This window comes from Pseudomonas sp. HC1(2025), from assembly GCF_058742075.1.
In genome coordinates, this window is the sequence record NZ_CP196017.1 from 219,818 (window position 1) to 242,619 (window position 22,802).

General features: G+C 63.3%; 20 protein-coding genes. 11 read left to right on the forward strand and 9 right to left on the reverse strand.

Annotated features, from left to right (window positions below; all coding sequences use genetic code 11):
- Positions 1 to 33: 33 nt before the first annotated feature.
- The 4 genes from ACSSVH_RS00895 to ACSSVH_RS00910 all read left to right on the forward strand — a co-directional run bounded on the left by ACSSVH_RS00895 (position 34) and on the right by ACSSVH_RS00910 (position 3,896).
- Positions 34 to 1,044, forward strand: coding sequence for a sulfate ABC transporter substrate-binding protein (locus ACSSVH_RS00895; RefSeq protein WP_170058192.1), 1,011 nt, complete (start codon positions 34 to 36; stop codon positions 1,042 to 1,044).
- A gap of 163 nt (positions 1,045 to 1,207) precedes the next feature.
- Positions 1,208 to 2,026 carry a sulfate ABC transporter permease subunit CysT gene (gene cysT / locus ACSSVH_RS00900; protein ID WP_029299485.1) on the forward strand — a complete coding sequence of 273 codons (819 nt, stop codon included), beginning with the start codon at positions 1,208 to 1,210 and terminating at the stop codon, positions 2,024 to 2,026.
- Between the two features lie 13 nt (positions 2,027 to 2,039).
- Complete coding sequence (cysW, locus tag ACSSVH_RS00905; protein WP_029299486.1) at positions 2,040 to 2,912, forward strand: sulfate ABC transporter permease subunit CysW; 873 nt, start codon at positions 2,040 to 2,042, stop codon at positions 2,910 to 2,912.
- A gap of 3 nt (positions 2,913 to 2,915) precedes the next feature.
- Positions 2,916 to 3,896 (forward strand): sulfate/molybdate ABC transporter ATP-binding protein, encoded by a 981-nt coding sequence (locus tag ACSSVH_RS00910; RefSeq protein ID WP_169953945.1) that lies wholly within the window; start codon positions 2,916 to 2,918, stop codon positions 3,894 to 3,896.
- A 105-nt stretch (positions 3,897 to 4,001) separates the two neighbouring features.
- Here ACSSVH_RS00910 and ACSSVH_RS00915 read toward each other — a convergent pair whose 3' ends face one another.
- Positions 4,002 to 4,526: an Mpo1 family 2-hydroxy fatty acid dioxygenase gene (locus tag ACSSVH_RS00915; RefSeq protein WP_169953944.1), complete on the reverse strand. Its 525-nt coding sequence runs from the start codon at positions 4,524 to 4,526 to the stop codon at positions 4,002 to 4,004.
- Positions 4,527 to 4,609: 83 nt separating this feature from the next.
- Between ACSSVH_RS00915 and ACSSVH_RS00920 the strand changes: the two genes are divergently transcribed.
- The gene (locus ACSSVH_RS00920; protein ID WP_170058191.1) at positions 4,610 to 5,296 is read left to right on the forward strand and encodes a Crp/Fnr family transcriptional regulator; all 687 of its coding nucleotides are present in this window, start codon (positions 4,610 to 4,612) and stop codon (positions 5,294 to 5,296) included.
- 121 nt (positions 5,297 to 5,417) lie between these two features.
- On the opposite strand, the gene ACSSVH_RS00925 is transcribed toward ACSSVH_RS00920, so the two are convergent.
- The 3 genes from ACSSVH_RS00925 to ACSSVH_RS00935 are packed head-to-tail and all read right to left on the reverse strand — an operon-like array spanning position 5,418 to position 9,454.
- Positions 5,418 to 7,028 carry an arylsulfatase gene (locus tag ACSSVH_RS00925; RefSeq protein ID WP_172312420.1) on the reverse strand — a complete coding sequence of 537 codons (1,611 nt, stop codon included), beginning with the start codon at positions 7,026 to 7,028 and terminating at the stop codon, positions 5,418 to 5,420.
- Between the two features lie 15 nt (positions 7,029 to 7,043).
- On the reverse strand, positions 7,044 to 7,859 hold the full coding sequence (locus ACSSVH_RS00930) for an ABC transporter ATP-binding protein (RefSeq protein WP_169953941.1): 816 nt from the start codon (positions 7,857 to 7,859) through the stop codon (positions 7,044 to 7,046).
- Positions 7,856 to 9,454 carry an ABC transporter permease gene (locus ACSSVH_RS00935; RefSeq protein WP_492633957.1) on the reverse strand — a complete coding sequence of 533 codons (1,599 nt, stop codon included), beginning with the start codon at positions 9,452 to 9,454 and terminating at the stop codon, positions 7,856 to 7,858. Before ACSSVH_RS00935 ends, ACSSVH_RS00930 begins: the two co-directional genes overlap by 4 nt.
- A gap of 286 nt (positions 9,455 to 9,740) precedes the next feature.
- Here ACSSVH_RS00935 and ACSSVH_RS00940 point away from each other — a divergent pair, with 286 nt between their 5' ends.
- On the forward strand, positions 9,741 to 10,742 hold the full coding sequence (locus ACSSVH_RS00940) for an ABC transporter substrate-binding protein (RefSeq protein WP_170042314.1): 1,002 nt from the start codon (positions 9,741 to 9,743) through the stop codon (positions 10,740 to 10,742).
- A 198-nt stretch (positions 10,743 to 10,940) separates the two neighbouring features.
- Here ACSSVH_RS00940 and ACSSVH_RS00945 read toward each other — a convergent pair whose 3' ends face one another.
- On the reverse strand, positions 10,941 to 11,861 hold the full coding sequence (locus tag ACSSVH_RS00945) for a LysR family transcriptional regulator (protein WP_169953938.1): 921 nt from the start codon (positions 11,859 to 11,861) through the stop codon (positions 10,941 to 10,943).
- Positions 11,862 to 12,042: 181 nt separating this feature from the next.
- On the opposite strand from ACSSVH_RS00945, the gene ACSSVH_RS00950 reads away from it, so the two are divergent.
- Positions 12,043 to 12,948, forward strand: a complete 906-nt coding sequence (locus ACSSVH_RS00950) for a TauD/TfdA dioxygenase family protein (protein ID WP_170042315.1) — start codon at positions 12,043 to 12,045, stop codon at positions 12,946 to 12,948.
- A 137-nt stretch (positions 12,949 to 13,085) separates the two neighbouring features.
- Here ACSSVH_RS00950 and ACSSVH_RS00955 read toward each other — a convergent pair whose 3' ends face one another.
- Positions 13,086 to 14,690, reverse strand: coding sequence for an alkaline phosphatase family protein (locus ACSSVH_RS00955; RefSeq protein WP_169953936.1), 1,605 nt, complete (start codon positions 14,688 to 14,690; stop codon positions 13,086 to 13,088).
- Between the two features lie 159 nt (positions 14,691 to 14,849).
- On the reverse strand, positions 14,850 to 15,794 hold the full coding sequence (locus ACSSVH_RS00960) for a LysR family transcriptional regulator (protein ID WP_492633958.1): 945 nt from the start codon (positions 15,792 to 15,794) through the stop codon (positions 14,850 to 14,852).
- A 155-nt stretch (positions 15,795 to 15,949) separates the two neighbouring features.
- On the opposite strand from ACSSVH_RS00960, the gene ACSSVH_RS00965 reads away from it, so the two are divergent.
- On the forward strand, positions 15,950 to 18,298 hold the full coding sequence (locus ACSSVH_RS00965; protein ID WP_492633959.1) for a TonB-dependent receptor: 2,349 nt from the start codon (positions 15,950 to 15,952) through the stop codon (positions 18,296 to 18,298).
- A gap of 93 nt (positions 18,299 to 18,391) precedes the next feature.
- Here the strand turns inward: ACSSVH_RS00965 and ACSSVH_RS00970 are convergent, their stop codons facing one another.
- Together ACSSVH_RS00970 and ACSSVH_RS00975 are read right to left on the reverse strand one after the other, a co-directional pair.
- Positions 18,392 to 19,576, reverse strand: a complete 1,185-nt coding sequence (locus ACSSVH_RS00970) for a CynX/NimT family MFS transporter (RefSeq protein ID WP_172312424.1) — start codon at positions 19,574 to 19,576, stop codon at positions 18,392 to 18,394.
- Positions 19,563 to 20,024 (reverse strand): nucleoside deaminase, encoded by a 462-nt coding sequence (locus tag ACSSVH_RS00975; protein WP_170058187.1) that lies wholly within the window; start codon positions 20,022 to 20,024, stop codon positions 19,563 to 19,565. Before ACSSVH_RS00975 ends, ACSSVH_RS00970 begins: the two co-directional genes overlap by 14 nt.
- Before the next feature lie 104 nt (positions 20,025 to 20,128).
- Between ACSSVH_RS00975 and ACSSVH_RS00980 the strand changes: the two genes are divergently transcribed.
- The 3 genes from ACSSVH_RS00980 to ACSSVH_RS00990 all read left to right on the forward strand — a co-directional run bounded on the left by ACSSVH_RS00980 (position 20,129) and on the right by ACSSVH_RS00990 (position 22,802).
- A complete protein-coding gene (locus ACSSVH_RS00980) occupies positions 20,129 to 20,980 on the forward strand; it encodes a LysR family transcriptional regulator (protein ID WP_057437668.1) in 852 nt (283 codons plus the stop codon).
- 238 nt (positions 20,981 to 21,218) lie between these two features.
- Entirely contained in the window at positions 21,219 to 22,034 is an 816-nt protein-coding gene (locus tag ACSSVH_RS00985; protein WP_492633960.1) for an energy transducer TonB, read from the forward strand.
- A gap of 42 nt (positions 22,035 to 22,076) precedes the next feature.
- Positions 22,077 to 22,802, forward strand: a complete 726-nt coding sequence (locus tag ACSSVH_RS00990) for a MotA/TolQ/ExbB proton channel family protein (protein ID WP_169953930.1) — start codon at positions 22,077 to 22,079, stop codon at positions 22,800 to 22,802.

Genomic DNA, 22,802 nt, shown 5'->3' on the forward strand with positions numbered 1-22,802 from the left:
AAGCCAACACCCAAGAATTTCAGGAGCTTGTCTATGTCGTCGATTCGCCGTTATGCCCTGGCCGCCCTGGCCAGCGCCGTGTTTGCCGGTTCCGCAGTGGCCAAGGATTACGAGCTGCTCAACGTTTCCTACGATCCGACCCGTGAGCTGTACCAGGACTACAACGCTGAATTCACGGCTTTCTGGAAGAAGGCACACCCTGGCGACAACGTGAAGATCCAGCAGTCCCACGGTGGTTCGGGCAAGCAAGGCCGGGCGGTGATCGACGGCCTGCGCGCCGACGTGGTGACCCTGGCCCTGGCCGGCGACATCGACGAAATCGCCAAGCTGGGCAAGACCCTGCCAGAGAACTGGCAGACCCGCCTGCCTGAAGCCAGCACGCCATACACCTCGACCATCGTGTTCCTGGTGCGCAAGGGCAACCCCAAGGGCATCAAGGACTGGGGCGACCTGATCAAGCCGGACGTATCGGTGATCACGCCAAACCCGAAAACTTCCGGCGGCGCCCGCTGGAACTTCCTCGCGGCCTGGGCTTATGGCCTCAAGGCCGGTGGCAGCGAAGCCAAGGCCCAGGAATACGTGAAAGAGCTGTTCAAGCACGTGCCGATCCTCGACACCGGTGCTCGCGGTTCGACCATCACCTTCGTCAACAACGGTCAGGGTGACGTGTTGCTGGCCTGGGAAAACGAAGCGTTCCTGGCCCTCAAGGAAGATGGCGGCGCTGACAAGTTCGACATCATCGTGCCGTCCCTGTCGATCCTCGCCGAGCCACCCGTGGCCGTGGTCGACAAGAATGCCGAGAAAAAGGGCAACACCGAAATTGCCACGGCGTACCTCAACCACCTGTACAGCCCGGCTGGCCAGGAGATCGCGGCGAAGAACTTCTACCGCCCGCGTGACAAGGATGTGGCCGCCAAATACGCCCAGCAGTTCCCGAAACTGGACCTGGTGACTATCGACAAAGACTTCGGCGGCTGGAAAACTGCCCAACCGAAATTCTTCAACGACGGTGGCGTGTTCGACCAGATCTACACGGCGCAGTAAGCCACACTACTGCTAGGTACGAGCTTTGTGTGGGAGCCGGGCTTGCCCGCGATAGCATCACCGCGGTGTAACTGATACACCGAGGTGCCTGCATCGCGGGCAAGCCCGGCTCCCACAAAGGCTTGCTCCGGCAGGGGTATCTACCCGCTAACCAAGGACTTTTATGTCGCGTCGTATCTCCCCCGTCATACCCGGCTTCGGGCTGACGCTGGGCTACACCTTGGTGTACCTCAGCCTGATTGTGCTCATACCGCTGGCGGCCATGTTCGTCCATGCCGCCCAACTCACCTGGGATCAGTTCTGGGCCATCATCTCGGCGCCGCGGGTCTGGGCAGCCTTGAAGTTGAGCTTCAGTACCGCCCTGTACGCCGCGCTGATCAACGGCGTGATCGGTACGTTGCTGGCGTGGGTGCTGGTGCGCTACACCTTCCCCGGGCGCAAGATTATCGACGCGATGATCGACCTGCCGTTCGCCCTGCCCACCGCCGTGGCCGGTATTGCGCTGACCGCGCTGTATGCGCCGTCCGGCCTGGTCGGCCAGTTCGCCACCGACATGGGCTTCAAGATCGCCTACACCCCTTTGGGCATCACCCTGGCCCTGACCTTCGTCACCCTGCCCTTTGTGGTGCGCACCGTGCAGCCGGTATTGGCCGATATCCCCCGGGAAATCGAAGAAGCCGCCGCCTGCCTGGGCGCCAAGCCCTTGCAGGTGTTCCGCTACATCCTCGTGCCGGCGCTGCTGCCAGCCTGGCTGACCGGGTTTGCCCTGGCGTTTGCCCGTGGCGTGGGTGAGTACGGCTCGGTGATTTTCATTGCCGGCAACATGCCGATGAAAACCGAGATCCTGCCGCTGCTGATCATGGTCAAGCTCGACCAATACGACTACACCGGCGCTACCTCCATCGGCGTGCTGATGCTGGTGGTTTCCTTTGTCCTGCTGCTGCTGATCAACTTGTTGCAGCGGCGCATCGAACACCCATAAGGAGGCGCGGAACATGTCCCAATCGTCTATTTCCGCCGCGTCTTCGGCCAACGCTGCCCGCCGTGGCAGTGCGGTTTCGCGACGCATCCTGATCGGCCTTGGCTGGCTGATCTTCGCCCTGTTTTTGCTGTTGCCGCTGTTTATCGTGGTGTCCCAGGGCCTCAAGCTCGGCCTGGGTGCGTTCTTTGCCGCGATCTTTGAGCCCGACGCGCTGTCGGCCTTGAAGCTGACGGTGATTGCCGTGCTGATCTCGGTGCCGCTCAACCTGGTATTCGGCGTCAGTGCGGCCTGGTGCGTGAGCAAGTACTCGTTCCGTGGCAAGAGCATGCTGGTGACCCTGATCGACCTGCCGTTCTCGGTCTCGCCAGTGATCGCCGGCCTGGTCTACGTGCTGATGTTCGGTGCCCAGGGCTTCTTTGGGCCGTGGTTGCAGGATCACGATATCCAGATCGTCTTCGCCTTGCCGGGCATCGTGCTGGCGACGATCTTCGTCACCGTGCCGTTCGTGGCCCGTGAGCTGATCCCGCTGATGCAGGAGCAGGGCACCCAGGAAGAAGAAGCCGCGCGCCTGCTGGGCGCCAATGGCTGGCAGATGTTCTGGCATGTCACCGTGCCCAACATCAAGTGGGGCCTGATCTACGGCGTGGTGCTGTGTACTGCGCGGGCAATGGGTGAGTTCGGCGCGGTGTCGGTGGTGTCCGGCCACATTCGCGGCGTGACCAACACCTTGCCGCTGCACGTCGAGATTCTCTACAACGAATACAACCACGTCGCCGCGTTTGCGGTGGCGAGTCTGTTGCTGATCCTGGCGCTCTTCATCCTGCTGCTCAAGCAGTGGAGCGAGAACCGTATTAACCGCCTGCGCGCCGGTGCGGCTGAGGAATAAGTCATGTCGATCGAAGTCCGTAACGTCAGCAAGAACTTCAACGCCTTCAAGGCCCTGGACAGCATCAATCTGGATATCCAGAGTGGCGAGCTGGTGGCATTGCTTGGCCCCTCCGGCTGCGGCAAGACCACCTTGCTGCGCATCATTGCCGGCCTGGAAACCCCGGATGCCGGGAGCATCGTGTTCCACGGCGAAGACGTGTCCGGCCACGATGTGCGTGATCGCAACGTCGGTTTTGTGTTCCAGCACTACGCGCTGTTCCGCCACATGACCGTGTTCGACAACGTCGCGTTCGGCCTGCGCATGAAACCTAAGAGCCAGCGCCCGAACGAAACCCAGATCGCCGCCAAGGTCCACGAACTGCTGAACATGGTGCAACTGGACTGGTTGTCGGATCGCTACCCGGAACAACTCTCCGGCGGCCAGCGCCAGCGGATCGCCCTGGCCCGCGCCCTGGCGGTGGAGCCCAAGGTGCTGCTGCTCGACGAACCCTTCGGCGCCCTGGACGCCAAGGTCCGTAAAGAGCTGCGCCGCTGGCTGGCCCGCCTGCACGAGGACATCAACCTGACCTCGGTGTTCGTGACCCACGATCAGGAAGAAGCCATGGAAGTTGCCGACCGGATCGTGGTGATGAACAAAGGCGTGATCGAGCAGATCGGCTCGCCGGGCGACGTCTACGAAAACCCGGCCAGCGATTTCGTCTATCACTTCCTCGGCGACTCCAACCGCCTGCACCTGGGCGAAGACCAGCACCTGCTGTTCCGCCCGCACGAAGTGTCGTTGTCACGCCATGAACTGGAAGACCACCACGCTGCGCAAGTGCGCGACATCCGCCCGCTGGGCGCTACCACGCGGGTCACGCTGAAGGTCGAAGGCCAGAGCGAACTGATCGAAGCGGAAGTGGTGAAGGATCACGACAGCCTGACCGGGCTGGAGCGGGGCGAGACGTTGTTCTTCAAGCCCAAGGTCTGGCAAAAAGCCTGAGTCTCTGGCCTGCACCAATCACCTGTAGGAGCTGGCTTGCCTGCGATGCAGACACCTCGGTGTATCAGTCACACCGCAGTGATGCTATCGCAGGCAAGCCAGCGCCTACACAGGTGTGTGTCGAGCGAGCGCGCGCACCGGCCCCGACCGCTCTTCAATCTGCCGCTTGAGCTCATGGCGTAACCCCAGCAAAAACGCCAACTCCGCCACCACAAACAGCGGCCCCACGATCAGCCCGGACACGTCATCGACAAAGGCCGGCTTGCGCCCCTCGTAGTAATGGCCGACAAACTGGATCACCCAGCCCAGCACAAACAGGCCGATGCCGCTGCTGAGCCACACCAGCGTGCTTTGCGCCGCCAGCACATGCCCAGCCCAGACCGACAGGCCCATCAGCACACTCATCAACACCCCCAGCGCCAGTTCCAGGCGCAGGTAGAACCCTGCAGAAAACAGCGCCAGCAGCACCGCCGGTGATAGCCACAGGCCGGCCACCTGCCATTCGGGGCGTGACAGCAGCACGGCGACGGCCACCACTATCATGGGGATGCCGATAAAGTGGCTGGCGATGTTGCGCGGGTCGCGGTGGTAGGCAGCGTATTGGCTGAGGTGGTCGACGAGGCTTTTCATTGTTATTCCTCCTGTAGGATGCTTGATCATGCCCTGTAGGACTGCGACAAACTGTCAACTGGGCGACAATCTTTGGAGTTCTCATGGACGCAGAGTCTTGGCATGGGCGCCTGTCCAGCGGTCACTGGTACCGCCATCTGCCTGCTCCCTTGCAGCATAGCTTGCTGGCCCACGCCCGCGTGCGGCAGCTGGCGGCGGGGCAGGTGCTGTTCAAGCGCGGTGACCCACCGTGCGGCTTGTATGCGGTGCTCGATGGCAGCCTGCGGATCAGCGCAGTGAGCGCCCAGGGCAAGGAGGCGTTGTTGAGCCTGGCGCAAGCGCCCTTCTGGTTTGGCGAAATCGCCGTGTTCGACGGCCTGCCACGCACCCATGACGCTTGTGCGGTCGGGCCTTGCACGCTGTTGCAGGTGCCGCAGTCGGCGATCCTGCACTTGCTTGCGCAAAGCCCGGCCTATTGGCGGGACATGGCGTTGTTGATGAGCCAGAAGTTGCGGCTGACCTTTATCAATATCGAGCAGTTGAGCCTTGCGCCGGCGTCGGTGCGGGTGGCCCATCGGTTGTGGATGATTGCCGAGGGTTATGGCGAGATCGACGGCTCGCGGCGCGTGGTGCAACTGGCGCAGGAAGATTTGGCGGCGATGCTGGGGGTGTCGCGCCAGACGATCAATGCGCTGCTCAAGGCGTTGCAAGAGCAGGGCGTTGTGCGGTTGGGGTATGGGGAGATTGAGATACTTGATGCCCTGCGGTTGCGGGAGATGGCGCAGGGTTGATGCGGCGCCTTCACTGGCCCCATCGCGGGCAAGCCCGCTCCCACATTCGAATGTATTCACAAATCAAAAAATGTGGGAGCGGGCTTGCCCGCGATGGGGCCAGCCCAGACACTGAAAAACCTCAGTCCGGCTGAAACGGCGAAGCACTCAGCACCACCCCGGTCTCCTCCACATACTGCTGCCAATGGCCAATCAAGGTCGCCAGCTTTTCCGGCTGGCTCAACGCCAGGTCATGGATCTCTCCAGGATCCCTGCCCAAGTCATACAGCTGCCAGGTCGCCGGCCCCACGGGCCCTGGGATGTACACCGCCTTCCACTGCCCCTGGCGAATCGCCCGGCGGCCGAACAGCTCCCAGCCGGTGACGGTATGTTCGTCGTGCACCTGCGCGGTTTCCCCAGATAAAAAGCCCAGCCACGACTTGCCCCGCAGCGGCGCAATCGGCTTGCCGCGCCACTGTTTGCCGGGGTGGCGCACGCCGGCCAGGTCGAGAATGGTCGGGGTGATATCCATCACCGTGCCAAAGCCATGGCTGATCCGACCCTTGAGTGCCAGCTGCGGGTAATGTACCAGCGCCGGCACACGGATCCCGCCTTCGGTGGTGAAGGCCTTGAACAGGCGCGACGGCGCAGTGGCCACCTGGGCCCAGGACGGTCCATACCAGACATAGGAGTTGGCGCGGCCGATGTTGCCCAGGCTGTTGTCGTAATGCTGGTTGAGGTAAGTCAGCAGCTCAGGCCCGAATTTGGGGAAGGCTTCCAGCAGCGCGCCCTCGGCGCCGTTGTCGGACATAAACAGGATGAAGGTATTGTCCAGTTGCCCCTGCTGGCGCAGGTACTCCACCACCCGGCCGATGTTCCAGTCCATGCGCTCGACCATCGCCGCATACACTTCCATGGCCCGCGCCGAAACCTGGCGTTGTTCATCGCTCAGGGCCGCCCACTGGGTGTTCAGCTCGATCAGCGGATGGGGCTCGACCTCGGCATCGATCAGTCCCAGGGCCTTGAGTTTTTCCAGGCGCTCCAGGCGCAGCACCTCGGGGCCGGCGTCGTAGCGGCCACGGTATTTGTCGACGATCTCTACCGGCGCCTGCAACGGCCAGTGCGGGGCGGAAAACGGCAGGTAGGCGAAGAACGGCCGGGCCTGGTCGCGTTCCTTGAGGTACTGCAAAAGCTTGTCGCCAAAGGCATCGGAGGAATAGAAACCTTCGGGCAATTGCTCGACGAAGCGGTCGTCCTCGATATACAGCGCCGGGGTGGATTTGAGCAGGCCAGGGGTGGTGTCGTCGTAGGGCGGCTCGAAACCATAGTGGTTGGCCGCCCCCGGCAGCAGCGAAAACGAGCGCTCGAAACCCCGGGCGTGGGGCGCCAGCTCAGCGGTCAGCCCCAGGTGCCATTTGCCGCTCATCAGGGTCTGGTAGCCGGCGTCGCGCAGCAGTTCGGGCAGGGCCACCACCTTGTCGTTGAGGTAGCCCTCATAGCCCGGCTTGCCGATCAGCTCCGGGGTCAGCGCCTCGGCCATGGTGCCGATCCCGGCGATATGGTGGTCGGTGCCGGTGAGCAGCATCGAACGGGTCGGCGAGCAGGTGGGCGCGGTGTGAAAATCGGTCAGGCGCAGGCCGTTGAGCGCCAGGGCGTCCAGGTGCGGCGTAGAGATCTCCCCGCCAAAGGCCCCAAGGTCGGAGAAGCCCATGTCATCGGCCAGGATCACTAGAAAGTTGGGACGTTGCGACATCAAGACACTCCTCATTCAGCAGGCAATAAACGCCAGGGGCAGGTCACGGATCTGTTCACGCAGCGGCGGCTGGTAATGGTCGTCGCTGATCAGCTCGTGCAGCAGTTCTTCGCGCAATTGGTGGAAGTCGAAACTGCTGCGCTGGCGCGGATGGGGCAGGGCGATGTCCACCACCTGCTTGATCCGCCCGGGCCGGGGCTCCATCACCACCACGCGGTCGGCAAGAAAAATCGCTTCTTCCACATCGTGGGTCACCAGCACCGTGGTGATCCTGGCGCGGGCGCGGATCGCCAGCAGTTCATCCTGCATCTGCTGGCGGGTCAGGGCGTCGAGGGCGCCGAAGGGCTCGTCCAGCAACAGGATGCGCGGGCTGGCCACCAGGCCACGGGCGATTGCCACCCGTTGTGCCATGCCGCCGGACAATTGGTGTGGGTAGGCGCGGGTGAAATCGGTGAGGCCCACCAGTTCGATAAAATCGCTGATGCGCTGTTGGCGCTGGGCCTCGCTCAAAGGCTCGTTGACCAGGCCCAGGCCGATGTTTTCTGCCACCGTCAGCCACGGGAACAAACGGTGTTCCTGGAACACGATGCCGCGCTCGCCGCCGATGCCTTGCACGGCCTTGCCATCGACGCGGATTTCGCCGCGAAACTGCGTATCCAGGCCGATCAGCAGGCGCAGCAAGGTGGATTTGCCGCAGCCGCTGGAACCGACGATCGCGACGAACTCGCCCTCGGCAATGTCCAGGTTGAATTCGCGGATGGCCTCCAGCTCGAAGCCATCGACGTCGAAGGTCTTGCCCACATGGTTGAAGCTGACGATAGGTGCAGTCATGCGTGTCTCCAGCGCGTGGCGCGGGTTTCGATGCGTTGGCCGATAAGGTTGAGTGCCGCGCCCGTGAGGCCGACCAGGAGCATGCCGCTCATGATCAGGTCCATGCGCAGCAGCTGTTGGGCGCCGATCATCAGGCTGCCGATGCCGCCATTGGACGGCATGAAATATTCCGCGCCGATGGTGCCCAGCCAGGCGTAGATCAGGCTCAGGCGCAGCCCGGCAAAAATTCCCGCCGCCGCCCCCGGCAGCACCAGGCGGCGCAGGCGCAGGGCCAGGCTCAGGCGCAGCACCTGGGCGGCTTCATTGAGCTGCGGCGAGAGGTTGAGCACGCTGCGTTGGGTGGCGATAAACAGCGGGAAAAACGCGGCAAGGGCGATAAACACCGACTTGGCCAACTCCCCCAGGCCGAACCAGGCGGTAAGCAGCGGTACCCAGGCAAAAATCGCGATCTGGCGCAGCGCCGCCAGGGTCGGGCCCAATACCCGCTCACTGCGGCGCGACAGGCCCAACAGCAGGCCAAGGGCAAAACCCAGCCCGCCGCCAAGGAGCAAGCCACTCAAGGTGCGTCCCAGGCTTTTGCCCAGGGCGCTGAGCAGGCTGCCATCGAATATGCCGCTGGCGGTGGTGTACAACACGGTCCACGGGCTGACCAGGATATTGGGATCGACCCAGTCCAGGGCTGTCGCCGACTGCCACAGCGCCAACAGGCTCAAGGGCAGCAACCACGGTTGCAGGCGTTGCCAGCCCTGGTAGTGCGGGCCACGGCGGATCTGCGCGGTCGCCGGATGGGGCCAGTGCACCCACTTGCGATCCAGCCAGCCAATGCCGCGATCCATCGCCACGCCCAGCACGCCAATGACCACGATGCATACAAATACGATATCGAGCATGAACAGCTGCCGTGCCCACACCATCAGGTAGCCGATGCCTTCGCTGGAGGCCAGCAATTCCACGGCCAGCAACGAGGTCCAGCCGGCGGCCAGGGCCAGGCGTACACCTGCCATGAAGGCGGGCAGTGCGGCGGGCAGGATCAGCCGGCGGATCAGCAGGTGCGTGGGCAAGCGCAGCACCCGCGCGGCCTCGCGTAAACCGGGCTGGGCGTCGCGCACGCCGACCAGGGTGTGCAGGGTCACGGGCACCACAATCGCCTTGACCAGCACCACCAGCTTGAGGGTTTCGCCGATCCCGAAAAACACCATGAACAGCGGGATCCAGGCCAGGGTCGGGACTTGCGACAGGGCGCTGAAGGTGGGGAACACCAGGCGCTCGGCGCGGGCACTCAAGCCCAGCAGCGCACCCAGCAACGCCCCGGCGCCGACCCCTGCGAGCAATCCCCAGAACAGCCGTTGCAGGCTGATCGCCAAATGGCTCCACAACTCGCCGCCGGCCAGTTCCACGGCGCTGCTCCAGACCAGCGCGGGGGCGGGCAATATCTGCTCGCTCATCCAGTGCTGACGGCTGGCCAGCCACCACAGCGCAAACAGCGTGAGTGGCAGCAGCCATGGCAGCAGGCGTTCACTCAGGTTCGGCCAATGTGCCCGCCCGGCCTTGGCAGGGGCGGCGAGCGGCAGGCTCAACAGTGAGATTCGGGCCATGGAAGACCTCCGTGGTCGGCGAGTGCGTTATGTGATTTTGATCTTATAAATAAACAATCAAGATTATTTAGGGATAAGAAAAACCATTTAAAGCCTCTGCCCGACACGCATCCAATGCATTTGGAGAATATTTTCCATGCTGTTGATGCATAACCCTCTGGAACCGGCGTCTGCGGCTGCATAGTCCAAAAAGCTATTAAATTGTGAATTTATAGTATTTAAAGTTTTGATCGTGTTGTGCGTACTTTCTGCTCCAAAGGCCACCGTCGCCCACAGGAGCACCGCTATGAAACTGCCCTTTAAACGCTTGATCACCCTGGTCGCCGGCACCGCGCTCGCCGGGCTGGTGCATGCCGCCGACCTCAAGGAAATCCGCATCGCCGTGCCCGACCTGAGCGCCGGTACCCAGAACAGCGGTGGTGGCTTGACGGATGTGCTGAGGAGCCAGCAGATCTTTGAAAAAGCCTTCGCCGACCAGGGCATCAAGATCCAGTGGAATTACTTCAAGGGCGCCGGCCCCGTGATCAATGAAGCCTTTGCCAACGGCCAGGTGGACCTGGCTTACCTGGGCGACCTGGCAGCGATCATCGGCCGTTCCAATGGCCTCGACACCCGCCTGTTGAGCGCCACCGCTCGCGGGGTGAAGCAATACCTGGGCGTGGTGCCGGGCTCGGGGATCAAGACCTTGCAGGACCTTAAGGGCAAGCGCGTGGCGGTGTTTCGCGGCACGGCCACCCAGTTGTCCCTCAACGGCGCCCTGGCCAGCCAGGGCTTGAGTGAAAAGGACCTGAAGATCATCAACCTGGATTTCAACGCCGCCGTGGCCGCCCTGGCCGCCAAGCAGATTGATGCGACCTGGGGCGGGTCGAACCTCAGTTCATTGCAGGCCAAGGGCCTGGCCGAAATCCCCCTGACCACCAAGGACCTTGGCGACGCAGGCAGCATCCAGGCGGTGCTGGTGGGCAGCGGCACATTTGTCGACGCCCATCCCGAGGTGGTGGCCAAGCTGCTCAAGGCGCAGCAGCAGGCGGTGCAGTGGTTGACCGATGACAACAACAAGCAGGCGTATATCGATTTGGTGTCGGGGCTGGCGAGTTATCCGCCGGTGATTCTGACCAATGATCTGAAGGATCAGAAACTCAGTGAGATTTTCCCGTCGACGTTGGATCCGGTGTTCCTGGGCAAACTGCAGGACGCGGTGGATCTGGCCTCGAAGGAGCGGCTGATTCGCAAGTCGTTCCAGGTCAGTGATTGGGTGGTGCCGGGGTTGGCGGCGGCGCAACTGTAGGAGACTTCAACGATAACGCGGGGTGCCTGGTGCCCCGCAGTGTGCTCAGGTTTTTCGCCGGCAAGCCGGCTCCTACAGGGGCCTGCTAGACCGCGAAGTGAAATCTACAGTGCATGAACGGGCCTCATCGCAGGCAAGCCAGCTCCCATATGGGAATGCGGTCAAATGTGGGAGCTGGCTTGCCTGCGATGGCGCCCTTCAGACCGCCACATCCACCTCCTGCCGATCCACCGCCACCAACGTCTCGATCATCGCTTTTGCCGCCGGCGACAAGCGCGAGCCGGTGCGGCTGACGATCCCGCACCGCGCGCTCATGGTCTCCATGTTCTGTGGCAGGTTGCGCCAGTGCAGCAGCACCAGGGCGCCGCGGGCGATGTCCTCGGCAAAGGCTTCCTCGGTGCCCACGCCAATGGCGTTGGACTGCAACACGATCTTCACCAGCGCCGGGAAGTGTTCGGTCTGGATGCTCGGTGAAAAGTCCATGCGCCCGCTGAGGTTCGCCAGCAGTTTGCGAATGCCCTGGGAGATCAGCGGCGACGCCAGCGGGTAGTCGAACATGTCGTTGGTCGAAAGGCTGTCCTTGGCCAGCAGTGGGTGGCCAGGCCTGCAAAAAAATACCCCGCGTTTGGGCGAAAGCGCCTGGGTCTGAAAATTCGGATCGGCTTCGAACTGGCGGATGTCGGCGATAAAGAATTCGATCTCTTCCCGGCTCAGGCTGCGGCTCAGGGTTTCCCAGTTATCCACCTGGAACCGCGTGCGGATTTTCGGGTGCGCGTTGACGAAGCGCGCCACCGCGTCCGGCACCAGCTTCACCGCTGGCGCCGGGCCGCAACCGAAGCGCAGTTCGCCCGCATCGAGCTTGGTCATGCGCGTCACTTCACTGCTCAGCAGCGCGGCGCCGTGCACCAGGCTCAGGGCATGTTGCAGCACCACCTGGCCTTCCGGGGTGGGGCGCAGATCCTTGTGGCCACGGTCCACCAGCACGCAGCCAAATTCCTGTTCCAGGCCCTGGATGCTGCGGCTGAACGCCGGTTGCGTGATACCCATGGCGTCGGCCGCGCGCACAAAACTGCGGTGTTCGTTGAGGGCGATGAAGTAGCGCAGTTGGCGAAGATCCATATGCTTTCCCGGCATTTTAAAAATAGGTCGAAGGCATTTGCGACCAGGGGAGCTGAGGTTTTAAATGCAAGCTCTTATTCCGTCAACGAAGCATGTGTTCATTTGCTAGACCTAAATTGCATATGAATAGAGCGTTGGCACAGCGTCACCCAACCGTAAGCAGACACATGAGGGTCATCCAATGAGCAATGCCGCACTCGCTGTTCAACCCGTCGCCCTGGCGCTGGATATCCACCCGGTCGCCGGGCGTATCGGCGCCGAGATCCGGGGCATCAAACTGTCCGGCGACCTCGACGCCGCCACCGTCGACGCCATCCAGCAAGCGCTGGTGCAGTACAAGGTGATCTTCTTTCGGCAGCAGACTCACCTCGATGACCAGAGCCAGGAAGCGTTTGCCCACTTGCTCGGCGAGCCGATTGCCCACCCCACGGTGCCGGTGCGCGATGGCACGCGGTTTTTGCTGGAGCTCGATGGCGCCCGTGGTCATCGTGCCAACTCCTGGCACACCGATGTGACCTTCGTCGATGCGTACCCCAAGGCCTCGATCCTGCGTTCGGTGCTGGCGCCGCCATCGGGTGGCGACACGGTCTGGGCCAACACTTCCAGCGCCTACAACGACTTGACGCCCGAAGTGCGCGCGCTGGCCGACACCCTGTGGGCGGTACACAGCAACGAATACGACTACGCCGCGCGCAAGCCGGATGTGGCGCCTGAAAAGCTCGAGGAATACCGCAAAATCTTCACCTCGACGGTGTACGAGACCGAGCACCCGGTGGTGCGCGTACACCCGGTCAGCGGCGAGAAGACCTTGCTGCTGGGGCATTTCGTCAAGCGCCTGAAGGGCTACTCGCAGGCCGACTCCGCGCACTTGTTCAACTTGCTGCAAAGCCACGTCACCCGCCTGGAAAACACCGTGCGCTGGCGCTGGAACACCGGCGACGTAGCGATCTGGGACAACCGCGCCACCCAGCATTACGCAGTGGATGACTACGGCACCCAGGAACGCATCGTGCGCCGCGTGACCCTCAAGGGTGATGTGCCGGTGAGCGTGCAGGGGCAGCGGAGTGTGACGACCAAAGGCGCGTAACCCACCGCAGATCAAATGTGGGAGCGGGCTTGCTCGCGAAAGCGGCGGATCAGCCAACACAGTTGTTAACTGACATACCGCTTTCGCGAGCAAGCCCGCTCCCACACTAGCCCGCGTCCTACAGGGGGTTTGGGTGTTCACCAAACCCCGATCTGCACCACCTTTTCCGCTTCCGGCTCCCCATAACGAAACCGTTGGCCACGCAGGTCAATCTCCGCGTGGCTGATGGTGGTGCGCCGCTTCAAACCCCGCAGCCATTCGAACAGATAGCCCTGATGCTCTTCGCGCACCGGGGCATACGCCGGGTCAGCGCCCAAATCGTGCAGTTCCTGGGGATCGTTTTCGAGGTCGAACAGCTGCGCGCGAAAGCCGTCATAGGCCAGGTATTTCCAGCGTTCGCTGCGCACCATGGTCATGCGGCAACGGTCGATCGGCTGCGCCAGGCGTTCGCGGGCCGGGGCCTGGAAGGCGTAGTCGTACTCGGCAATGGCGTAGCGGCGCCAGTCGGTTTCCAGGCCATGCAGCAGCGCGATCAACGAGCGGCCTTCCAGGCGATGCTCGGCGTTGGGCAGGCCAAGGGCCTCAAGGAACGTGGGCAGGGCATCGATGGTTTCCACCAGGCGCGCGTCCACCGTACCCCGACTGATATCGGCAGCGGCACGCGGGTCGCGGACAATCAGCGGAACCCCCACCGCCGGCTCCAGCAAAAACTCTTTTTCGCCCAGGTGGTGGTCGCCGAGGAAGTCGCCATGGTCGCTGGTGAACACAATCAGCGTGTCATCCCAGCGGCCAGTGCTGTGCAGCACATCGAACAGTCGGCCGAGCTGGTCATCCACCTGCTTGATCAGGCCCATGTAGGTGGGAATCACCCGTAGCCGTACCTCGTCGCGGGAAAAATTCAAGCTCTCCTGGTGTTGGCGGAAGGCCTGGTACACCGGGTGATCGCTGGCCTGCCCGGGCTCGGCGCGGATGGGCGCCTGCACCTGATCGACGCCATACAACGCGTGATACGGCGCAGGCGCGATATAGGGCCAGTGCGGCTTGATGTACGACAGGTGCAGGCACCAGGGCTGCTCGCCTTGTTCGTGGATAAAGTCGATGGCGCGGTCGGTGGTGTAGACCGTCTCCGAATGCGCCTCGTCCACCCGCGCCGGCAAGTGGGCGTTGCGCATGTGCCAGCCACTCAGCACTTCCCCGTCTTCGCCGGCGGCGGCGTTGGCCCATTCATGCCAGGGGTTGGCGCCGGCATAACCCTGTTCGCGCAGGTAGTGGGTGTAGGGCGCTGACTCGCGCTTGCTTTCGAACAGCGGGCTGTCGGGGAAGATCCCGTCATGGCGAAAGTACGCCTCGAATCCGACCTCGTTGAGTGGCTGCGCTTGCGCGCTGTCGGGGTCGATCTCCAGGCGTTGCAAGGCGTCGAGATTGGGCGTGGCGTGGGTCTTGCCCACCAGCGCGGTGCGGATGCCGTGGGGGCGCAGGTAGTCGCCGATGGTCAGCTCTTCCAGGGGCAGCGGCACGGCGTTCCATGCCACTTGATGGCTGCTGACGTAGCGCCCGGTATAGGCCGACATGCGCGACGGCCCGCAGATCGTGCCCTGGGTGTAGGCGCGACTGAAACGCACGCCGGCGGCGGCCAGGCGATCGATATTGGGCGTGTGCAGGTGGGCGTGGCCGTAGCAGGAAAGGTAATCGCGACGCAGTTGGTCGCACATGATGTAGAGCACGTTGCGCACAGGGGACATGAGGGTTTACCGAACGGGGAACAGGCGGTGTTTTTCGCCGGTGAAGCGGGGGTGAGGCAAGTGCATTTGGGGAATGGGTTTTATGCAGTGGGTGCATGGTCAGCCCACATTGGAGTGCGATCAACCTGTGGGAGCGGGCTTGCCCGCGATAGCGGTCGTTCAGACCGCAAGATTCTCCAGCGCACACACCTGCTCATCCTGCTCATCCACCTCCTTGATCTGCTCGATCATCGCCTCCGCCAGCGGTGACAACCGATACCCCGCCCGGCTGACGATGCCATAGCGGGTGTAACGCTCCTCCAGGTCTTCGGCCAGGCCGTCGATCTTCAAGCACACCAAGTCGCCCCGGGCCATGTGCAGCACGTCGCTGTTGGCGCTGACGATACCGATGGCGTCGGAACGCAGCACCACCCCCAGCAGGCTGTAGCCGTTCTCGCATTCGACATTGGGCGTGTAGTCCGGCCGGCCGCTGAGGTCGACGATGACCTTGCGCAGGTTCGGCGGGCGGATGGTCACGGCTAGGGGATAACTCATCAGCTCGGCGGCGCTGACACTTTCGCGCTGGGCCAACGGGTGCCCGCTGCGGCAGCAAAAGTGCCATTTGCGCGGGCGCAGGCGGTGGGTCTGGTAGTCGGGGTTGGCTTCGAAGTGGCGGGTGTCGGCGACGAAGAATTCGAACTCTTCGCTGAGCAGGCGCTTGCCCAGGCTTTGCCAGTCATCCACCTGGAACCGCACGCGAGCCTTGGGGTAGCGCCCGATAAAGCTGCCGATCGCGCGCGGGATCAACCCGGCCGCCGGGGCCGGGCCGCAGCCAAAGCGCAGCTCGCCGGCTTCCAGGCCGTTGAACTGGCTGATCTCGTTGGCCAACTGCTGCGCGCCGCTGACCAGGCGCCGTGCATGTTCCAGCAGCACCTGGCCTTGCTTGGTCGGGGCCAGGTCCTTGCGTCCGCGATCCACCAGTTGGCAGCCGGCACTGTGCTCCAGGGCCTGGATGCTACGGCTGAAGGCCGATTGCGACAGGTTCACGGTGGTCGCGGCCGCGACAAAGCTGCGCTGTTCGGCGAGGGCGATGAAGTGACGGAGCTGGCGCAAGTCGATATGCATTTTTCACATTAAAAATATCGGGGAAATGCATTGGCTATGCATTAGGTCGACTCCTTATAAAGGCTATCTCTTATGCAGTAAATGTTTGTAAAAACATAAATAAATAACTTTATAGAATATGTAACTGTGCATATTCCGCGATTCCGGAGCCGCTTATGAGTGTGTCGAAGCCCGCTGTACCGTCTTCCCCCTGGCGGCTCAAGCGCCTGCCCCTGGCGCTGTTGCTGGCGGGCAGTGCCAGTTGGTTGCCGAGCCAGGCCGCCGAAACACCCGCCCCCGCGCGCAAGGGCGAGAGCGCCAGCGGGCAACTGGAAACGGTCACCGTGACGGCTCGCCGCCGCACCGAAAGCGCCCAGGAAGTGCCCACGCCCATGAGTGTGATCGGTGGCCAGGCGCTGGAAAGCCAGCGGGTCTATCGGATCCAGGATTTGCAGCAACTGGTGCCCAGCGTCAACGTCGCCTACATGCATGCGCGCCAGTCCAGCGTGTCGATTCGCGGCCTGGGCAACAACCCGGCCAGCGATGGCCTGGAAGGCAGTGTCGGGCTGTATATCGATAACGTGTACCTCGGGCGCCCGGGCATGGCGGTATTCGACCTTATGGACATCGAGCAGCTTGAGGTCTTGCGCGGCCCGCAAGGCACGCTGTTTGGCAAGAACACCACGGCCGGGGTGATCAATATCAGCACCCGCGCGCCGAGCTTCACCCCGGAGCGCAGCATCGAGACCTCGGTGGGCGAAGACGGTTATTTCCAGACCAAGGGCACGATTTCCGGGCCCCTCAACGATGAGCTGGCCGGGCGCTTTTCGGCCTATCGCACCCGCAGCGACGGCGATATCCAGAACCAATACAACGGCCACGACCTCAACGGCGGTTCACGCCAGGGCTTTCGCGGGCAACTGCTGTACAAACCCAGCGAGGCGTTCAACCTGCGCTGGATCGGCGACTACAACGAAGAGGACTCCAGCGCCGGCACCCGCGTGCTGTACAGCACCGGCCCGACCATCAACGGCACCAACCTCTACCAATCGCGGGCCGATTCGGCCGGGGCGACCCTGGTCAACGGCTCCCACCGCAAGGTCAACCTGGACAACGACCAGCGCGTCACAGTGTTCCAGGGTGGCACGTCCCTTGAGGCCAACTGGACCCTGCCCAGCGACTTCACCCTGACCTCGGTCAGCGCCTACCGCTGGTGGAATTTCACCCCGCGCAACGACGACGGCCTTAACGTGCCGGCCTCGTATAACGCTGGTGTGTCGGTGGAAGATAAACAGTGGTCCCAGGAGTTTCGCCTGGCCTCGCCTACCGGTGGGTTCTTCGATTACGTGGTGGGCGCTTACTACTTTGGCTCCGACCTAGACAACAAATCCTTCGCTTACTACGGGCCCCAGGCCGATATCTGGAACGGCACGCCAGCAGGGGCCTTGAGCAATGTCAGCAGCGTCGGCAACGGGCATATCCGCACCGACAGTTTTGCCCTGTTCGCCCAGGGCACCTGGCACCTTACCGAACGCCTGGATTTCACCGCCGGCCTGCGCGGCACCTATGAAGAAAAAAGTGCCTCGGTCAGCCGCAACGCGCCGCAAGGTGGCGCAACCGTGGCGGGCGCGGCGGCGACCGCACGCCGTGGCCGTGCCGGAGCCTACGATTCGGGCGATCTCAACCAGTACAGCACCAGCCCTTCTGGCCTGCTCAACCTCAGCTACCGTTTCAGCGATGACTTGCTCGGCTATGCGACCTTGTCCCACGGTGAGAAATCCGGCGGGGTCAACCTGGCAGTGGGCTCTGCCCCGACCGCTGGCGCAGACTCGCTGTTGATCGGCACCGAGCGCGCCAACAACGCCGAGTTGGGCTTTAAGAGCACGCTGTGGGACCGTCGCCTGCAACTCAACGCCAACCTGTTCTGGACCCAGGTCAACGGCTACCAGACCAACGCGTACGACTATGGCAACCGCGTGCAGTACCTGACCAACGCCGGCTCCGTGCGCTCGCGTGGGGTGGAGCTGGAAAGCACCCTGGTGCCGATCCGTGGCCTGACGCTGAACATCAATGGCTCGTTCAACGATGTGCGCTACCTGTCGTACAAAGATGCGCCATGCCCACCGGAAGTCAGCCTGCGCCCGGGTGCACCGGCCTCGTGCGATCTCAGCGGGCACCCGGTGGTGGGCGCCTCGAAGTGGATTGCCAACGCCAACGGCGAATACAAGTGGAACCTGGATAACGGTTTGGAGCCCTACGTCACCGCAAGCTATGCCTACCGCTCCAAGGCGGTGGGTACGGTGGAGGATTCGGATTACGGGCAGATCCCGGGTTATGCGGTGGTCAACCTGTCCACCGGCCTGCGCGGCGATTTCCAGCAGGGTCAGTGGGACGTGTCGCTATGGCTGAAAAACGCCTTCGACAAGACCTACTACACCACCCTGTGGACAGGCGGCAACGGTGGCTATGAAGGGCTGCTGGGCACCCCGCGCACGCTGGGGGTGACCGGGCGCTACGACTTCTAGCCCCCCATCCGTAGGAGCCGGCTTGCCGGCGATAGCGGTCTATCGGTCACCGGATCGATATCTGACCCACCGCCATCGCCGGCAAGCCGGCTCCTACAGCAGGGCGGCTTCGCGCGCAGGCTCTGTGCGGTAGGTGGCCGGGCTGAAGACCCGGGTCACCACCAGCATTGCGATCACCGTCACGGTCAGCACCACCCAGGCGCTGACAAAACTGCCGGTGAGTTCGCGCAGCCAGCCGGTCATCCACGGCGACACGGCATTGATCAGAAAACCCACGCCCTGCACGAATGCCGCCAGTTGCCCGGCTTCCCGTGGGTCGCGGCGATGGTCCAGGGTCAACAGCAGGCTCAGGGCAAAACATGCCCCCAGGCCGAAGCCGATCAGCGCTACCCACAGGTGCGGGTATTGCAGCGGCGCCAGCAGCAGGCCGAGGTAGCCCACGGTCTGGGCCAGCAGGCTGATGGTCAGCAAGGGCCGGCGGTCGATACCGCGTTGCGCCAGCGCCGGCATCAACAGCGCGGCAATCACCTGGAAAATCGTCATGAACGCCAGCAGCGAGCCACTGGGCAGCACGCCCCAACCCAGTTGCTGGTAGTACGCCGGCAGCCACGCCACCATGCTCATGTACCCGCAGTTCACCAGGCCGAAATACAGCGCCAGTAACCAGGCGCGACGATTGCGCAGGCCCTGGAGCGGCGCGCTCACCTGCAGGTTCTTCGCCGCGCCCAACGGCAGCCACGCCCACAGCAGCAACGCGCCGAGCGCCGGCAGCAGCCAGATGCCAAGGCCGGCCTGCCAGTGCTGGAAATGGCTGGCCACCAGCGGGCTGAGCAGTGCCGCCAAGCCACCGCCACCCATCAACGAGGCTGAGTACACCCCCATCGCCAGTGGCACCCGGTGGTGGAACTGGCGCTTGATCATCGCCGGCACCAGCGCCTGGATCAGCGCTACCCCGGCGCCGCCCAGCAACGCCGTGGCCAGCAGTGCCGGTGCCTGGCCCAGCAGCCAGCGCGCCAGGCACGCCAGCAGGATCATCATCAAGCCCAGGGCAATCCCGCGTCGTTCGCCCAGCTGCGCCTCGACACGGATGCCCACTAGCGCCACCAGACCCATGCACACCACCGGCAGGCTGGTGAGCAAGGCACTGCTCTGGAAACTCAGGCCGGTGGCCAGGCGGATTTCCCCGAGCAACGGGCTGATAGAGCTGAGGATCGGCCGCAGGTTGAGGCCCAGCACGACCAGCAGGCCCCAGCCGGCGAGGGATTTATTCAGGGTCATGCAGGGTTTTCCATTGACGGTAAAGGGCTTGCATGGCCGGCACAGGCAAGTGCTCGAGGGGCAAGGGCTGTGCGCTCAGTGCCAGGCCCATCTGCTGGTAAATCGCTGCGGTCGACAGGCCAAAAGGCGCGGCCATTTCATTGCTCGCGGCAAACACCACGCGGGATACGCCGCACATATACATCGCGCCCAGGCACATCGGGCACGGCTGGCCGCTGGCGTAGATCACACAGCCTTCAAGGCGTGGGCCCAGTTGCTCGCTGGCGCGGCGAATGGCGAGCATCTCGGCATGGGCAGTGGGGTCCTGGTCGAGGTGGATCTGGTTGACCGCTTCCACCAACACCTCGCCGTGCTTGACCAGGACGGCGCCAAACGGCCGTCCGCCACGGGCCACGTTGTCCTGCGCCAGGGCAACGGCGCGTTGCAGATGACGCTGATCGTCAGTCATGGAAAATCTCCCCTCTCGGTGAACGCGAAGTATGGCCACCGCCTGGGGTATTCTGAAATTAAATATAACCATGCCAACCAGTGGCAAACCCGATGGTGGTGTTCATGTTCGATCCCGTGCTGTTGCGCAGTTTTGTCGCCGTTGTCGATTGTGCGAATTTCACCCGCGCCGCCGAACGCCTGCACCTCACCCAATCCACGGTCAGCCAGCAATTGCGCCGCCTGGAAGACAGTGTCGGCTGCCGCTTGCTCGACCGTGATCAGCGCCGGGTGGTGGCAACGGTCGAGGGTGAACGCCTGCTGGCCTATGCGCGGCGCATCCTGGCACTCAACGAAGAAGCCGCCGATGTGCTGATCAACCAGCAGAGCGACGGTGTGCTGCGCCTGGGCGTGCCCGAGGATTTTGCCGCCGAGCGCTTGATGCCGTTGCTGTCGGCGTTTGTCGTGGCCTACCCACGGGTGCGCCTGGAGGTCACCAGCGGCCTGGGGCCGGCGCTGTTGCGCCAGTATCGCGGCGGTGAGTTCGATGTGTTGCTGGTCAAGCAGATGGGCGACAGCGACGACTGCCTGGCCTCCTGGCCGGAGCCGTTGTGCTGGGTCGACAGCCGCCACATGCCGGCCCTGGGCCGCGACCCATTGCCCTTGGTGGCGTTCCCGGTGGGCGGCCTGTACCGCAATGAAATGCTCCAGCACCTGGAAGTCGGTGGCTGGCGCTGGCGCATTGGCTATTCCAGCGCGAGCCTGGCCAGTGTGTGTTCGGCGGTGGCGGCGGGGTTGGGCATCAGCCTGCTGCCTGAGCGGGTGGTGCAGGCCGGGCATGTGGTGCTCGGCGCCGACAGTGGTTTGCCCGCGGTGCAGGGCGTGCGGCTGGCGCTGTATGGGCGCAATGGGATGGGGGCGGCGGGGCAGAGCCTGCAGGGGCAATTGTGGGATTTATGCGAGGCCAACCCGCGCTGAGCCATGCCTTTGAGGAATATTTTGCATGCCCGCAAAGCATCATGATTTTGCCTCTCGCCGCCAGGCCCCGTGGGGCGTGGCTTTGGGCCAACCGCTGATTTTTCATATTCCTGTTTGGTCTATGTATAACTTTAAAGATTACTTTAAGAGATAAGCGTCTGCCCCCGATGATTCAGCTCTCGACGGTCGCCCCGCAGGCCCGTCGGTTTTTTCGCTGAAGACAGCAGGGAGTGAATCAATGGGCAATGTCCAGACCGCCGCCAGTGCACATGAGGCGCAGTGGCGCCAGGCACCGAGTGGTGAGTTGGTCGACCTTGGCCGGCCGCATCGCGCGCCCTTGGGGCAGTTGCGTTTGCAGAAAACCCCCAAGGGGATCTTGAGCCGCCGTGAAGGCATTTTATTGGGCCTGTTGGCGCTGGCGCTGCATGGCGCGGTGATCTACTGGGTCAGCCAGAAACCGGTGCCGGTGCTGCCGATTGTGCCGCCGGAAATTCCACCGATGACCATCGAGTTTTCCCAGCCGGCGCCGCCGGTGGTGGAACCGCCGCCGCCTGTACCGCCACCGCCGCCAGTTGTAGAACCACCGCCACCGGTCGTGGATGAGTTGGCGGCCAAGCCGGCGCCACCCAAGCCGGTTCCCAAGCCCAAGCCCAAGCCAAAACCTGTGCCCAAGCCCGAACCCAAGCCGGTGCCCAAAGCCGTCGAACAGCCGCCTGCGCCACCCCAGCCGGCACCCCCCGCGCCCACGCCAGCTGCGCCTGCGCCGGCACCGGTGACGCCTGCTTCGGCCAACGCTGCGTACCTGAAGAACCCGGCGCCCGAGTACCCATCACTGGCCCAGCGCCGTGGCTGGGAAGGCACGGTGTTGTTGCGGGTGCATGTATTGGCCAGCGGCAAGCCCGGTGAAATCCAGGTGCAAAAGAGCAGCGGTCGCCAGCAACTCGACGACGCCGCACTCAGCGCCGTGAAGCGCTGGAGCTTCGTGCCCGCCAAGCAGGGCGACGTGGCCCAGGATGGCTGGGTCAGCGTACCTATCGATTTCAAGATTCATTGAGCCTTTGCTCGACACTCTATCGCTTACACCGAGGACCGCATCATGACGTTACTGGCATCTCCACTTGAATCCATCGAAAGCGCGGTGATCTGGCTGCTGGTGGTTTTTTCCGTCGCCACCTGGGGCCTGGCCCTGCTCAAGGGCGTGCAGTTCGGCCGCCTCAAGGCCCAGGATCGCAAGTTCCACAAACAGTTCTGGGCAGCGTCGAGTCTCGATTCGGCCGCCGAACTGAGCGAAACCCACCCCGGCGCCGCCGCCCGTGTGGCCCAGGCCGGTTATGCCGCGATCCAGGTCGGTGATGCGCCGCACGCCGCTGACTTGAGCCAGGCGATCAACCACCAGGACCGCCTCGAACGTGCCCTGCGCCAGCAGATCGTGCGTGAGCGGCGCTCCCTGGAAACCGGCCTGGCCGTGGTCGCGAGTATTGGCAGCACCTCGCCCTTTATCGGGCTGTTCGGCACCGTGTGGGGGATCATGGAAGCGTTGAAAGGGATCAGCGCCGCGGGCTCCGCCAGCCTCGAAACCGTGGCCGGGCCTATCGGTGCGGCGCTGGTCGCGACCGGCGTGGGGATCGCCGTCGCCGTACCGGCGGTACTGGTCTACAACTATTTTCTGCGTCGCCTGAAGCTGACAGCTGCCGACCTGGATGACTTCGCCCATGACTTCTACAGCCTGGCGCAGAAAAATTCGTTCCGCGTGCTGGTCCACCCGGCGCTGCACAAAAACGCCGCCCAGGGCAGCGCGCAAAAAGTGAAGGAGGCGTCCTGA